This is a genomic window from Alteromonas sp. ALT199 (assembly GCF_018619335.1).
In the GTDB taxonomy this organism is placed as follows: domain Bacteria; phylum Pseudomonadota; class Gammaproteobacteria; order Enterobacterales; family Alteromonadaceae; genus Alteromonas.
On sequence record NZ_JAHHDX010000149.1, the window covers coordinates 1 to 15593 of the forward strand.

The following is a 15593-nucleotide window of genomic DNA, read 5'->3' on the forward strand; positions in this document are numbered from 1 at the left end:
GTTATGGATAACAAAAGCCTCTTTAAACTTTATTCATTCCAACTTTCTATTGGTATACCTTTTCTCATTTCAATTTTTACGGCTCTATACATATTTCTAACATCGGATTTGGAATATGAGTCAGGATATTCTGGCATAAATAACTTAATTGAATTTTATAAAGTTCCTCTCGGAATATTAGCGCTAATTTTTCCAACTGTCGCACTTGTTACTGCCAATCATCGTTCAGAATTGACCTTGAGACAAATTCAAGAGTCGCAAGCCCAAAATGATTTTGCAAATTATTACAAACATTTAGAAGAGTTTAATAAGTATGTTAGTGGATTTGAATCTAAATTTATCGTGTTAGAGGATAGTAAGTTACTTCATGACAAGTTGTTTGGCCATCATATGGAGTTCGCTTCTAATGTAAGCTCTGCTGTCGTAAGAGAGATAAAACTAAACTCAATCGTTTTATACAAAGTGCTTTGCAAAATCAATAACGGGACTTCAAAGAACTTATGTTCGGATGCATTGAGTATTTTATTTGTTTTAGGGCCGCTAACCAAAGATATGGGAGTGCTATTTAGAAATGCTGATTGGGATTATGTCACTGTACCTGAGTCCTTTTGTCTAGATACACCGCAACCATTATTCAATGCATTTAAAACATCAGAACAATTGTTCAACTCTGTTAGAGAGCTTGCTCATTTAATAGAACTTGCTATGTCATTCTCAATGGGTAAAGAAAAAATACCAACACTTCAAGCTATTGCTGGTATGAATACTTCTCAAATGAAAAATGTACGGTTTGAATACGAGACTTCAAGACCATTTGATTCACAACTTAATGTTAAGATGGATGATTGTGGCTCAGAGGGCAAAGAGATTGAGAAAAAAGTTGGAAGTGAGCCTGGGGAGGCACTTTCAGAAGAACAGCTTTTAAAGCTGATTAAAAACCTTTAGTTCTCATGAAAGTACATGTTGTTAAGACAAACTTTAATGTCTGCAATTGGCACAACTCGGAAGTTTAAAGTGTAAAAGCTGAAGATCCGCTCCTTGTCTATTGATGCCTGACGACGCCAGTGATTAGACGGCTACATACGTGAAGCGGAAGTTGGCAATAAGAAAAATTAGCGTCAGCAACGAGCGAATAGTGGAAATAGGTACAGTTAGGAGAATAAATTGACAATCGGAATTGCACTAATTGTTCCGGATGGTGTCATCTTAGTTGCGGACGGTAGGCGAACACACCCACAATCGCCCAATCCAAGTGAAGGCGTAGAAGACAATACGGACAAAGTTGTTTCGTTAACAGATCATGTTTATGCCATACCATTTGGTGTTGTCCAAGCAACAGATTTAGCAACAATGTCTCTTAAGGCGTCGCTTAACCACGACTCATCTCCGGAACATATACGATATGAGACTGACGCGTCAGTCAAGTTGTCATGGAATCAACTTCTAGGAGTATTGGCTTCAGACGTAGATGTTAACCATCCATCTATGCGAGCTGCTCTTATCGTTGGGGGTATATCACGAGACGAAATATTTATTTCTGCTTCATTGCACGGGTCTGGTGTAAATCAGCCCCCTCTATTGCTAAAGAACAACTTTCAATACATATCTCTTGGGGGTGAGCAGCACCGAGCCGACACTCACTTTGCTCAACAACTCAAGGATATTGTGAGAAATCACCCATGGAGTTACTCCGAAGGGCCGTACAATATTTGCACAAAGAAAATTCTTCAGGGGGTAAACAACACTATTCAGCATATTGCAGAACTGGATCCTTCTATAGGTGGAGTTGTAAGATATGCAATTATTAGAAAAGGGTTTCCAGTCATAAAGGGTATCTACAGCTCTGATTACAAAGAGTCTATATCACAAACGGATCCAACGAGACGGCACAGAGGCCGCCCTGATTCATCACGTTAGGCCCGTATAGAGTTAGCTATAAACCAGAAACGTTGGGCTTAAATAAGGATCTTGTCATGAACTCAATAATACTTTCAAAGCTGCTATACCAAAGAGCTGTAGAGAGTTATGTTCCTTCTGATCCCTTTTCACATGGATTAACAGTGTCGTTATTGCAGGATTCTGCTGAGATGCTTGTTTGGGAAATAATCAAGCGCGTAAACGCCAACGTTAAATCGAAAGATGGATTTGTCACCCTAGTAGAAAATCTCGACAAAAATCACTGTGGAATTGATCTTAAGCCCCAGATTTTTGAGCTTAATAATGCAAGGGTAAATTTCAAACACTATGGAAATATTCCATCTAGCATAGACGTCCCCAAATTTATCAACAATTGTCGTGAGTTTTTAAGTCTTAATGCTAGAAAGATTGATGTCGATTTGGAGACAGTCTCTTCGTTTGATCGCGTGCCCTTCCCTAAGATTAGAGAGCGCCTAAAGAAATCTGAGCATTATATAAAAAGCGAAAATGTGCGAGATGCACTAATTGAAAGTAGCATCGCATTCAGTGAACTAGAGAAAATCGCATACTCTAAGATTAACGTCGATGACTATGCCATAGATAGAATGAGAGAGAGTCATGATATATGGCCAGAAGAAAATCAGGATTCAGCACGAGAGTTCACACATTCACTAACTGCCACATTAGAAAATACACTTAATTACATATCGCTTGGTCAGTTTGGTTATAGTCCTGAATATGTACTTTCAGTAAAAAGTATGTGCTACTCAGTAAACCTCTCTGGTACAGAGAAAATACTTGGCGTTACCAGCAACGGTAGGGTGCGCGAGAAAGTAGAGTCCGTGACATTTATTAATAACCTCATCGTTGAAGCATCAAGAAAGCTTGGGTTTTGAATGATAAGTGGCGGCCCAAAAGGCGCTCTTGCCGACCCATCTCTGCCGTCGGTTGAGCTAAAATATTGATCTCCGCTTTTGCAAGATTAATAGTTCTTAAGTCAGGTTGTAGACTTTATCGAAACTTCCGCTTCCGACCAATGGCAGAAATCCAGTGTCAGAAGCCTGAACGTCCGTTCCTTGTCTATTGATGCCTGACGACGCCAGTGATTAGACGGCTACGTACATATAACTGCCGCTCAGAGTGTCGCTGAATGCATCAAGTCGCTTTATTTTGACTCACCAGTTTTGCGAACGCCTAAGTGTATGACTTGGCGCCGTAAAGCTGTACTATGTCAATAGCAATTGACTTTATATGGCTCTTAAGTTTTGCATCATTTAAATGTTAGTGTCATGTAGTAAACAGGCCGAGGATTTAGTACATGAATGTAAGTTCCGATTGGTATCAATTTCAAGAAGAAATATGTGCCTATTTTGAATCAATTGGTGCTTCAGCCAAAACGAACGTTACCGTTCAAGGCGTCCGAACTTCACATGATATAGACGTGTTGGTTAAAAGCAAGTTTTTGGGTGAGGACCTAACTTGGATTGTTGAGGCTAAGAAGTGGAAGAAAAGAGTTAATAAGCTTCAGGTTCTTGGCTTAAGAACTATTGCTGATGATATTGGCGCAGATAAAGCCTTTATCATTTCTGAGGCGGGATTCCAGAAAGGCGCTTATGAGGCCGCTGAAAAAACAAATGTAAAATTGAAAACCTTTGCTGAGCTAAAGCTTGATACAAAAGAACTGGTTGAAGCAGACATCATAAAGACATTTAAAAAACGATTAGAGATTCTGGAGATTAAATATTGGTCACACAGTAAGAAAACAAGGAAGGATTACGATTTGAGAGAAGAGCTTTGGGAGTTCCCAATTAGGTATTCAGGTCAGTTATTACTTAAAACTGCGCATGAAGCTTTGATTGAAGCAGAGAACAAAAGGTATCCAATTAATCTAGAAACCTACCTGCAAGAAAAGCAAGGTGATCTTATAGCTCATAATTTCCAACAACTGTCCAATTGGCTAAATGTTAATCTTAACCATATGGATGAGAAGATTTATCTTGCTGAAGCAAGAATGATCGAAAATGGAGACTTTAATCCAGATATTCGGTTTAAAAATGATAACGAAATGTCCACTGTTGAGATGATGGCTAAAGCTATTGCCACGGCCCGTAATCGATAATGCCAACGAGTCAAAGCCCGCGGGCACAACAATGTTGTGTCGGTGCTTGAGGCTTAAGGTTCAATAACTAGTGAGTAGGAGTATTTTTGGTTACGCCTCTAGATAAAAAAGAATACCAAGAGTCCTTGATTTGGGCGCGGAAAGCTGAGAAAGGAGAGCTTGAGCCAATACCTTGTATTTCTGGTTGGATGGATGTCTGCGGTTTCGGTTCTGCTTTGGAGCTTGGACACTGGGATTTAATCAATCTACAAAAAGGCGGGGTGTTAAACCTGCTGAGCGCTATCTATCAGAGGGCTGGACACCCTTACCTGATTGGAGTGGAGCCAATTCCATACGAAACGGTTCTGGTGATAAATGATGGTATAGCTAGGACGATAGACCTAAATCGTACGGACCTTGCTGATGCAGCGCAGATCATATTTTACCTTCGCGATATTTTCTTCTTACATGCGCATCTCGTTGATTATACGCGGAAGCATGGTTATGGTTTTCGAACTGTTCTTGCTGGAGGGGAAAGGGTTCAATATTCGCCAGAAATATTTACAGGCAACTCCGTGCTGCAGCACGATGAACATAACACTAGTAATTTTGGAAGGGCTCTTCTTAACACAAATTTTTTACATAACCCATCACAGTTTCAAATGAACACAGCCTTCGCTAAGGCGTATTCCATTGATTCACTTGGTAGTAGGAGTGGTTTCTCAGTAGATCGTTGCTATGTCGAGTCATCATTTTGGGAAAAGCTTAGAGGTATACCTTACCTTGATGTGGAGGATGGGGATAATTCGATTTTGCTATATTTTCGTTCTAATCCCGCTTTCGAAATATATACAGATAAAACTATTACTACCTCTTTTAAAGGTATTGATATGCAAGTAAGGCAAGTGGTTCGTGTCAGAGTGGATGAAAGCTTTGAAGGGGAAGAGACTTTCCGTGATATCCCCAAAGCCTAGCTAGCGGCTGCACCGGAGCGTGTTGCCGATGCGATGCGTGTCCAAATCAATCACAGAGAACAGGAATTGACCGTCTGCTCCTTGTCTTAAGCAGACCCTAGAGACGGAAACGAAGTTGCACTGCTCTACACAGTGCGTCACGTACAAATCCATATCTAACTAAGTTAAACCTTAAGCTCAACCTAATATTAATAGAGGGCTACTGTATCATTACTAAGTTTTCGGAAAATAACTACAAGACATTCCACAGCGGAATTCTGGTATTACTTAAAGCTTTTCAGCTAACTTTTGAATTGCTTCAACAACTATTTCTGGTTGCCTTTTGTGAATAGAATGCTGAGGTTCACCTGAAAAAATTATCGTGCTATTGGTAGAGCGAGTGGCAATATTTTCCTGCAAAGTCGCCCATACCAAATCTCTGGTTTTTGTCTTATCGATTTCAGAAGACGCTTTATTTCGAGCTACAACCACCAAAGGCAAATTGCCAAAGTTAGGCGTTAATTCATTTAATTCACTAAGGCTTATTGGAAAGTATTCGGCTTCATCTAAGCTGGTATATTGATGCTTGGTTGTACTTTTTTTGGCTTTTTCTTCTGGATAAGTGTTGGAAAGATACAATCTGGGAATACCGACAGGGGCTGCCCACATTCCAAATTTAAAAAGGTATTTTTGAAGAGAATTCGTTTGAGGCATCTCATCTATCTGATCTTCATGGGCTGAGTCTACCAACACCAAAGCGGCTATATATTCGGGATAGGTGAGGGCATAGCGTTGCATGTTTACCCCGCCAAATGAATGGCCTACAAGGATAATTGGTCCGGTAATATCTTTTTTTTCTAGAACCGAGTGAAGTTCAGCGACAATGACTTTACTGTCTCTTTCGCGCGGGCTTTTTTCACTCCACCCAAGGCCAGCTCTATCATAGGTAATGACCCGAGAAAACTGTGAGACTTCATCTGCTACTTTGTTCCAGACTGATGAGTCATCACCCATACCAGCATCAAAAATAACGGTAACTTTTCCTGTGCCAGAATCCTCGACATAAAGACTGTAGCCACCGACGTTTATCATTTCTCCACGCTTGTCAAAAGAGGTGGAGTCGACATAGCTTGAATATGACTGATAAACAAAACCAACCAATAAAATCAAAACTATGCTGGCAGATAAAATTTTCAATGCGAACTGTCCTTTTCTTTGCGTTTCTACGATTTTAATAATACTCCACAAACTCTTGCGCGATACAGCTAATTCTTTCGGTCAAGTAAACTGGTAACGACTAAACAAAGTATCTGGCTCGGGAATAGTGATTTTCCCGTAATGCCGTTTAACCAAGCCTTCTTGTTGAAGTTCACCTAAAAGCTGATTAACCGTTTGCCTACTGCTATTTATCATTTGCGCCAAAGACTCCTGCGAAAGGGTAAGTGTAATAGCGTTGTTTTTAGGTAAATGCTGACCATAGCTAGTGGTAAGCATCAATAGCCTTTTTACCAGCTGGTGTTTAAGGCTAAGCCCCGCACTTGAGTCAATAAACTGAAACGCACTGCGCACTCGGGTGCATAAAAGTTGAGTAAAATGCGGATACAGTTCTGGGTACTGCTCAAGTAATGCCTTAAACGCGTTTTTTTGAATAATAGCCACGGTGGAGTTTGTCTCACAGAAATTGTCGTGAGTACGGGGGAGGTCGTCAAACATCGATATTTCGCCAAACCAGGTGCCGGGCCCAAGTAACGCAAATAGCATTTCGCGGCCATCTACACCTACCGTAACAACTCTTAATCGACCTTCGCATACCCCGTAGAAACCTACACCGTCTTCACCTTTGGCATGCAGTTGCTGCCCGGCTTTCAAGTGTTTTAGGCGCATCTTTTCGAACATGGCTTCCTGTAAATAAGAAGGGATCGCGCTAAACCACGTAGAGCTAGTCAGAACAGGTTTAAATTTTTCCATTTAACAAATTTCTTACAATGTCGTATATCCGACAGTGTATAGCAATTACTGCGCGTAATGTAGGCGGTAAGAGAAAGTAAATGGAAGTTTCATTGAAGCGCTTGAGATGAAGAGCCTTCAGAAAAGGGCTGACAAGCCTAAATCGACAAATTTCAATGAAATGATTTTAGACATAAAAAGAGTAAAGCTATGACAGATTCAGTAAAGTCGAAGGTAAGCAGTGAAGAATGGCAAACCCGCGTTGACCTTGCCGCGTGTTACCGCGCGGTTGCTATGTATGGGTGGGACGATCTTATTTTTACTCACATTTCTGCTCGTGTACCGGGGCCTGACCATCATTTCTTAATTAACCCTTACGGTTTAATGTTTGATGAAGTTACTGCATCCAGCCTGGTAAAAGTTGACCTTAACGGCAACAAAGTGATGGAAAGCGAGTACGACATTAACCCTGCCGGTTTTACTATTCACAGCGCTGTTCATGAAGCGCGTGATGATGCCAAATGCGTGTTGCATTTGCACACAGCTGAAGGCGTAGCGGTATCTATTTTAGAGGACGGCCTGCAGCCATACTCGCAGCAATCGCTGTTTCCGCTAGCGTCGCTTTCTTATCATGCCTACGAAGGCGTAGCGTTAAACCCAGAAGAAAAAGCACGTCTGGTTCGTGACTTAGGCGATACCCAATTTATGATTTTGCGTAACCATGGGCTTTTAACATGCGCTGATAATATTCCAGATGCCTTTTTGTTTATGTTTATTATGCAGCGCGCCTGTGAAATTCAGCTTAAAGCGCAGGCCACAGGTAAGCCGTTGATTCCAATTCACTCGGCAATTCTAGAGGGAATTCGTGCCCAAGCCGAGCAAGTTACCAGGCAAGCGGGTGGGTCACTGGCGTGGCCGGGCATTAAACGTCGTGTTGAGCGTCGCTTCCCTGGATACGATAAGTGATGGTTTGAAGTTAAACGTTATCTAACATAAAGCTCTAAAAGGGTGAGGTAGACAAAAAGAACGAGCCTAATCGCTCTTGTCTTAAAAGCTATCGTTTTAAACTGATTGTTTGTATTTCGGCCTTATCTTAAATGTTGCAACCAAACCTGTATTAAATGACGTAAATTAAAGCCAATTAAAAGTAAGTAAATTAAGGGCGCTAGGTTACTAAAAGCCTAACTTAAGGTACACTTAGCGCCATGAAAATACTTCTTGAAGATACCATTCCTTTCGGCACGGATTACCTTAACAGCGTAGGTCAAGTTGAAACCTATGCCTGGCAGTCTCTTGTACCAGAAATGTTGCGCGATGTAGATATTCTTGCGCTGCGTTCTACCACTAAAGTTACGCCTGAACTGTTAACGAACGCCAACACGCTTAAGTTTGTGACTACCGCAACGGCAGGGACCAATCATCTAGATAAAATACACTTGGACAAAGTAGGTATTGCACATAGCAGTGCAGCAGGGTGTAATGCCGTTGCAGTTGCCGAGTATGTATTAAGTGTTTTATTGCATGCACAAAAAGCTCAAAAGCTCGACTTGTACAATGTGACAGTAGGGATAGTGGGGGCCGGCAATGTAGGAAGCGCGTTGTCACGTATTTTAACGGCAATAGGTGTTAAACACTGCCTGTACGACCCACCGCTACAGCAAGCGTTAGCGCGAACTGGCGAGACGCTGCATAACGGGCAGTCATTTGTAGATTTAGCACAAATCGCAAAGTGCGACGTTATCTCCCTTCACGTGCCTTTTATCAAAGATGGCGATTATCCAACTTACCAGATGATCGATAAAACTTTTCTTGAAGCATTAACACCTGACCAGCTGCTTATCAATGCATGTCGCGGCGAGGTTATAGATGAAGGAGCGCTACTTAACCTGCTTCAACAAAAACAGGCACCAACGGTGGTGCTCGATGTATTTGATAATGAGCCCGCCATAAACACAGCGCTGTTTGACTACGTTTGGTTCGTTACGCCACATATTGCCGGTCATTCGGTAGAAGGAAAAGTGCGCGGTACACAAATGATTTACGAGCAAATTTGCGACGTAGTGGGCACGGCCCCGGACAAAGAGCTTAGCGATTTTCTTGATAAGACCAACCCAATAGGTGTTGAGTTAGCATCGCCAGAAGCATCTCGCTTATCGGTTGAAGATCTTATTGAGGTATTTCACAAGGTGTACGATGTCGCTTTTGATGACGAAATAACGCGAAACGCTTTTTCATCAGCGTCAAAAGATAACGAAAATACGAAATCTGAAGTAGCGAATACGTTTTCTGCATTGCGCAAGCAATACAGAGTACGTCGCGAGTGCAGCGCCTATGCGTTACAATTGCCAAAGAACACCAGTAAACAAATTCAAAACACTTTCACCCAACTAGGCTTTTCCGTTAGTCTGGTTTAGATATTTTTTTAGGAGCATAAAGCATTATGTCGCAAGCGTTTGACGTAGCGGTACTTGGCGCCACTGGTTTAGTGGGCCAAACCATGATTGAACTATTAGAAGAGCGAGGCTTTCCGGTAAACCGTTTATACCCGCTTGCCAGTAAACGTTCAGCTGGTAGTACTGTATCGTTTAAAGGCGAGGAGATTGAAGTATTAGATGCTGACGACTTCGATTGGTCATTAGTGCAGTTAGGTTTTTTCTCAGCCGGTGGAAGTATCTCAGCAAAATTTGCTCCGCTGGCCGCAGAAGAGGGCTGTATTGTTATCGACAATACTTCAGAGTTTCGTTACGAGCCTGATATCCCTCTGGTAGTGCCAGAAGTTAACGCTCATGCACTGGCAGAGTTTCGCAATAGAAACATAATTGCGAACCCAAACTGCTCAACTATTCAAATGTTGGTAGCACTTCAACCAATCCAAGAAGCGGTTGGTATTGACCGTATTAACGTGTGTACCTACCAGTCAGTGTCTGGTGCAGGTAAAGAAGCAATGGAAGAGCTGGCCAAGCAAACTGCAGGTTTGCTAAATGCGCGCGAAGTGAAGCCAGAATCGTTTAGTCGCCAAATTGCCTTTAACGTTATCCCTCAAATCGACGTTTTCCAAGATAACGACTACACCAAAGAAGAGATGAAAATGCTGTGGGAAACCCAAAAAATCATGGGCGACCAAAGTATTTTAGTAAATGCAACCGCAGTTCGCGTGCCTGTATTTTACGGTCATGCCGAAGCTATTCACCTAGAAACTCGTTCGCCGATAGATGCGCAGCATGTTAAAGAGCTTCTAGCTGATGCACCAGGTGTAACGGTTTACGACAACAATGAGCAGTTTCCAACTCAGGTTAGCAGCGCTAGCGGTAACGACATTGTGCACGTGGGCAGAATTAGAAACGACATTACTCACCCTTGTGGCTTAAATTTATGGGTAGTTTCTGACAATATCCGTAAAGGTGCGGCGACAAACAGCATTCAAATTGCTGAAACGCTAATTCGCGATTACCTGTAAATGGTTCAGCAGAGGTTCTGCCTCTGATTAATCGGATAAGCGCAGGAAAAGGTAAACATTTTTCTGTGCTTGCCGATACGCAAAATAAGCGAGGTGTTTGGTGCGGTTTAAAAAAAACGTGCCTGTTGCACTGTAAAGGAAGTATCGAACGTAGCGAATTTGGTGTGTTTAATGCAATGCAAAGTGTTTAATGCAATTTAACGCTACGAGTAGACAGATCTAAATGCGGTGAATAAGCGGCATTTAGCAAAACTTTAAGCATTAGATTAGACCAATACTACTGTCTAACTAGATCACCCTTAATAACTGGTTTATAGTTTGTAGGGTTAGGAACAGAACAACGTTAAAAACAATAGTCAGTCAGACACTTAGGCGAAGAGTAAGAACTCTAAAAAGCGCAAACAAATCTTACTGCCAGGGTCATAAAGACTGTAAAACGCTAGCTTGATGATTAATGGTTTCAAGGTGGCTTAAGAATAAAAATAAAGGCCAATATATTTTTTTGTAGTGATTGGCTAAAAAATCCGCCCATATGAACCGGGTGGTAAAGACGCTTGAGGGCATATAGGATTGCTATGAAATTGCATTTGACGGGCTTACTTTTACTCACACTTTGTTTGTCTGGCCCTATAATTACTGTTGATGCACAAGAACGCGCTACCTTCTTAAAAGGTCCGAAAGACGCAACTGATCAATATTCGGGTCTAGAGTACGGGCCTATCGACGCTAACGATACCCTGTGGCGTATTGCTGAGCGCTATCGCCAGAACAATAACCTGAGTGTTTATCAGGTTATGACTGCTATCTACGAACTCAACCCCAACGCATTTGAAAATGGCAACTTAAACTTATTGGTAGATGGCGCAGTTTTGAAGCTGCCATCCGAGCGTTATATTGCCAGAATCGACAAAAAAAGAGCACAAATGCGTGCCGAGCAAGACGATAGGGCATTCGCAGAAACGCTTAACAAGCCTGGCAGTAGCGTAAGAAACATTAAGCCCGCATCGCCGTTAGTCAACCAACAAGACCTCACCCAAACGCAAACTGACATTGAGCAAAAGATTACCCGCTTAGACCAGGAACAAACCCGTCAGTTTGATGAATTACGTATGCAATTTGCCGCCTCACTTGAAAACGTTGAGGCAATTTTGAATGAGAACAGACGTCTATACGAGCGTGTTGAAGCCGTAAATGGTGAGCTAGAAACCTTGCGTAGCCAAGTTGAAGGCGACGTTAAGAGCCAGCTTGATATGCAGGTGGCGCTTCAACAAGAACTGCTCGATATGATTAAAGCTGAGCAAGCCCAGCGTGAAGCAGAGAAACAGTCGTCATTTTTAAGTGCACTAACAAGCCCGCTGAGCTTGATTATTGGCTCGGCAATTCTGTCGCTATTGTTGGTAGGTGGCTTAATCATGTGGCTGCTGAAACGCAACAGCAAGCCAGAAGAGACGCCTGCACCTGGCCCTACTATTACGGCCGATAACGATGAAGTACCTGTTCCAGATTCCGATATTGATGACCTTTCCAGTGCATTAGCCCCGGACTTTGATGATAAAGCGGAATTATCAGATGACGACTTGTTTAATGATGACGACTTGCTTGATGATGTGCTTACCTCTGATTTAGAAGAGAGCTTAGACGACGAGTTAGAAACCTTTGCCGATCTAGAAGATGACATGTTAGTGCCAGACGATGGCAGCGATGACTTGTTTGAGGCGGGCGACGATGAGCTTGATCAGAGCGAATTAGACAGCTTGTTTGACGATGATGACTTGTCGGACAAAGTACTAAACGAAAATGACGCAGACGACCTTGAAGGCTTTGACCTTTCTGGGGATGATGACATCTTTGATGGAGATGTCGCAGAAGAAGATAGCCTAGAAGAGTCGGAGTCTGAGACAGCAGCTAATGAAGAAGTAGCATCAGCAGATGACGATGATTTTGATATTGATGACTTGCTTGATGATGTACAAAGCCAGGACACGGTAGAACCTGAAAGTGATGAACTCAATGAATCAGGCGACATAGACCCTGACGACATCCTTGCTGAGGTTAACGCAACTGCCGATTCCGCAAACGTTGATGAAGACGATATCGACGCACTGCTTGCCAACTCGGTTGACGATTTATCCGACGCCGATGAAGCGAAAGAAAGTGCCTCATCTTTACCGAGCGTGGAAGATGAAGACGATAAGCCCGAAATTAGCATTGATGATTTACTTGAAGAGCACGGTGTTGATGCTGGCCTGACCGATGAGCTAGACAGTAACGATGACCTTATCAACGAAGATATGCTGGGCAAACTTGATGACGAGATTAATCAACAAAACAAAGAAATTGATAAAATCACCGACGATTTGCTCAACGAAATAGAGCAGATAGAAATGATGGGTGGTTTAGGTGAGGAAGATGATGAAGAAGAGGATGATCTTGAAGAAGAAATAACTACATCTGCGCCTTCACCGCAGTCTATTCAAAGCCTTGATGCTATTACAGATGATTTAGATGAAATAATCACTGACGAAATTGAAACTGACTTTAGTGACCCTCTATCTGACGATCTTATTGCGGAGTTGCAAGCGGAAGATGAACGTGCCGAAGAGTCTTCAGTTAGTAAAGGTAGTTCAGAAGACAAAGATTCTTCAGTAGAAGAAGATTTAGCAGATGATACCGGATCTGTTTTAAACGAGCTTGAAGAAAGTGCATCAAGCGAATTGCCTTCTCAAGCAGACGACGAGGGCGATTTTGACGACCCATTCACCGATGAGTTGCTTGCCGAGCTTGAAGCAGAGCTGGAAGATGAACCAGAAGTTAGCCCTGAAGCGGGTGATGAAAATGATGATTTTATTGCTTCTGAAAATGAAGATGATTTCAGCGACCCGTTAACTGACGAGTTGCTTGCTGAACTAGAAGCTGAAGAGTCTAAAACCAGTGACGATGTGGAACAGCTGACAGACGAACTACTCTCTGAGCTTGAGTCTGAGATAGAACCTGAAAACGATATAGGTGATGCGTTTGAGCCAGAAATTGAGGCCGAATCTGAGTTTGAGCCAGAACTTGGCACTGAAGTCGAATTAGAAGAAGACGCAGAAGTTGAACCTGAGTTAGAAGCAGAATTAGAATCTGAGCTAGAGCCTGAATCAGAATTAGAGTTCGAAACTGAAGTTGAAGCTCACGCAGAAGACGAAGTAGCGCGTGAAATTGACGCAGAGTCAGCGTTAGAGCCCGAACTTGGCACTGAAGCCGAATTAGAAGAAGACGCAGAAGTTGAACCTGAGTTAGAAGCAGAATTAGAATCTGAGCCAGAGCCTGAATCAGAATTCGAAACTGAGGCTGAAACTCAAGCAGAAGACGAAGTAGCGCCTGAAACTGACGTAGAGTCAGCGTTAGAGCCAGAATTTGGCGCTGAAGTCGATTTAGAAGAAGACGCAGAAGTTGAACCTGAGTTAGAAGCAGAATTAGAATCTGAGCCAGAGCCTGAATCAGAATTAGAGTTCGAAACTGAGGTTGAAGCTCACGCCGAAGACGAAGTAGCGCCTGAAATTGACGCAGAGTCAGCGTTAGAGCCAGAACTTGGCACCGAAGTCGAATTAGAAGAAGACGCTGAAGTTGAACCTGAGTTAGAAACAGAATTAGAATCTGAGCCAGAGCCTGAATCAGAATTAGAATTCGAAACTGAAGTAGAGCTCGGGTCTGAGCTTGAAACTGTCGGTGAAGGTGTCGAAACAAAGGCAGAAGAAACGTCAGACGATCCATTAGATGATGCTATCGAAGCATTTGAAAAACAAATGATGGACGACATTCCTTCACTCGGTCAGATGGATACGGAAGAGTCCTCGCCCCAAGAAACGCCTTTAGCGCAGAATAAACCTGCTGTCGAAGAAGAAACTTTGGAAAATACGCCATCGGAAGAAGGCGTTGACGAATACGACGATAGCCTTTTAAACGCTGCGTATAATGAAATTGACAGCTTTGAATTAGAGCAAGAAGTTGACGGTGTAGACGAAAGCGATAAGTTAACATCAGAGTCTGATGTTAACGAAGACACAAGCTCACCTGAAACATCTAATTCAAACCAACCCGATTCAAACGAAAATAAAGAAGAAGGCTTTAATGAACTTGGTGACGTACCAGGTCTTGATGACTGGCTATCTACTTCGGGTGACGACGATGGGGTTGACGATAACGAAATACTCGACGATTTAGACAGTGCGGAATTCGATGAGCTTCTTCAGAGCCTTGAGTCAGACGATATCGTCGACACCAGTAATATCGACAGTGAAAAGGTGCAGGGAACAAAAGCATCCTCGACAGCGAGTGATGAAGATACTTTCGAACTTGAGCAGGAAGACGATGAAGCTACGTTCGAGTTGGAAGAGAGTGTTGAAAATAATCTTACGTTAAATGAAAACGAAGATTCGTTTGAGCTAGACGACGAGAACGAAGCCTTTGCATTAGATGATGGCGACACTTCCGGGTTAGAACAAAATGATGAAGAAGATACTTTCGAACTAGAAGGTGATGACTCGGAACTTGCATTAGACGATCTTGAAATTCCTGATGATGTGGAGTTAGACATTGCCACACCAACGGAAATTGAAGAGGATGAACAAGGTTCAAGTGACGCCGAAACGGATGAAGTACAAGAGGAAGAGCTTAAGCTCGATAACCCTGACTTGGACCTGGCGGCATTGCTCAGTGATGTTGATGCGGAAAGTGACCCTCAAACGCCACCGGAAGACTTTCTCGACGTAGAAGCATTAATGGATGATGGTGATGATGCGGACGCGATTGACCCGGATAGCCAGTCGCTAGACCTTGATGTTAGCTTATCTGACTTTACGGGCGTGTCTGATGAGGATACGGTTATTGACATAGACAAAGATGCTGGGCAAAACGCTAACTTGGATTTGGCTCGTGCATATATTGAAATGGACGATGCAGATGCTGCAAAAGAGTTACTTGAAGAAGTGATTAAAGAGGGCAGTGAAGAGCAAAAGCAGGAAGCAGCTTCGATTTTAGCGAACATTGCTTAGTTAATCTGTTCGGGTACGTATGACCGCGCAGACGATTGTCGTATATAGCGGCCTGTATATTTAACAAGATATACAGGCCGCTTTTGTTTTAACTGGTGTGAAATCTATTTCTAGGGGCTAAGTGCGTTTTGCGTATTAGTAGCGTTGCATGTTGCAAACGACATGACTACACTTATCGCCTTTTC

Annotated in this window: 11 protein-coding genes; 9 read left to right on the forward strand and 2 right to left on the reverse strand. The window is 42.6% G+C overall.

The annotated features are described in order from the left end of the window. The 5 genes from KL866_RS16270 to KL866_RS16290 all read left to right on the forward strand — a co-directional run. Positions 1-945: hypothetical protein (locus KL866_RS16270; RefSeq protein WP_214996024.1), on the forward strand; the 945-nt coding region annotated here is incomplete at its 5' end. Positions 946-1350: 405 nt separating this feature from the next. After that, positions 1351-1917, forward strand: a complete 567-nt coding sequence (locus KL866_RS16275) for a hypothetical protein (RefSeq protein ID WP_214996026.1) — start codon at positions 1351-1353, stop codon at positions 1915-1917. A 143-nt stretch (positions 1918-2060) separates the two neighbouring features. Beyond that, positions 2061-2813 (forward strand): hypothetical protein, encoded by a 753-nt coding sequence (locus KL866_RS16280; protein WP_214996028.1) that lies wholly within the window; start codon positions 2061-2063, stop codon positions 2811-2813. 422 nt (positions 2814-3235) lie between these two features. Then, positions 3236-4036 (forward strand): restriction endonuclease, encoded by an 801-nt coding sequence (locus KL866_RS16285; protein ID WP_214996030.1) that lies wholly within the window; start codon positions 3236-3238, stop codon positions 4034-4036. Between the two features lie 86 nt (positions 4037-4122). Then, positions 4123-4989, forward strand: coding sequence for a hypothetical protein (locus KL866_RS16290; protein WP_214996032.1), 867 nt, complete (start codon positions 4123-4125; stop codon positions 4987-4989). 267 nt (positions 4990-5256) lie between these two features. Here the strand turns inward: KL866_RS16290 and KL866_RS16295 are convergent, their stop codons facing one another. Continuing rightward, the gene (locus tag KL866_RS16295) at positions 5257-6165 is read right to left on the reverse strand and encodes an alpha/beta fold hydrolase (protein WP_214996034.1); all 909 of its coding nucleotides are present in this window, start codon (positions 6163-6165) and stop codon (positions 5257-5259) included. 81 nt (positions 6166-6246) lie between these two features. Next, positions 6247-6936 (reverse strand): Crp/Fnr family transcriptional regulator, encoded by a 690-nt coding sequence (locus KL866_RS16300; protein WP_025255662.1) that lies wholly within the window; start codon positions 6934-6936, stop codon positions 6247-6249. A 189-nt stretch (positions 6937-7125) separates the two neighbouring features. Here KL866_RS16300 and KL866_RS16305 point away from each other — a divergent pair, with 189 nt between their 5' ends. From KL866_RS16305 to KL866_RS16320, 4 genes are all read left to right on the forward strand, one after another. Next, positions 7126-7881, forward strand: coding sequence for a class II aldolase/adducin family protein (locus tag KL866_RS16305; protein WP_025255661.1), 756 nt, complete (start codon positions 7126-7128; stop codon positions 7879-7881). A 239-nt stretch (positions 7882-8120) separates the two neighbouring features. Beyond that, on the forward strand, positions 8121-9329 hold the full coding sequence (locus KL866_RS16310) for a 4-phosphoerythronate dehydrogenase (protein WP_214996036.1): 1209 nt from the start codon (positions 8121-8123) through the stop codon (positions 9327-9329). 26 nt (positions 9330-9355) lie between these two features. Continuing rightward, a complete protein-coding gene (locus KL866_RS16315) occupies positions 9356-10372 on the forward strand; it encodes an aspartate-semialdehyde dehydrogenase (RefSeq protein WP_025255659.1) in 1017 nt (338 codons plus the stop codon). A 575-nt stretch (positions 10373-10947) separates the two neighbouring features. Beyond that, positions 10948-15408 carry a FimV/HubP family polar landmark protein gene (locus KL866_RS16320; RefSeq protein WP_214996038.1) on the forward strand — a complete coding sequence of 1487 codons (4461 nt, stop codon included), beginning with the start codon at positions 10948-10950 and terminating at the stop codon, positions 15406-15408. Positions 15409-15593: the final 185 nt, after the last annotated feature.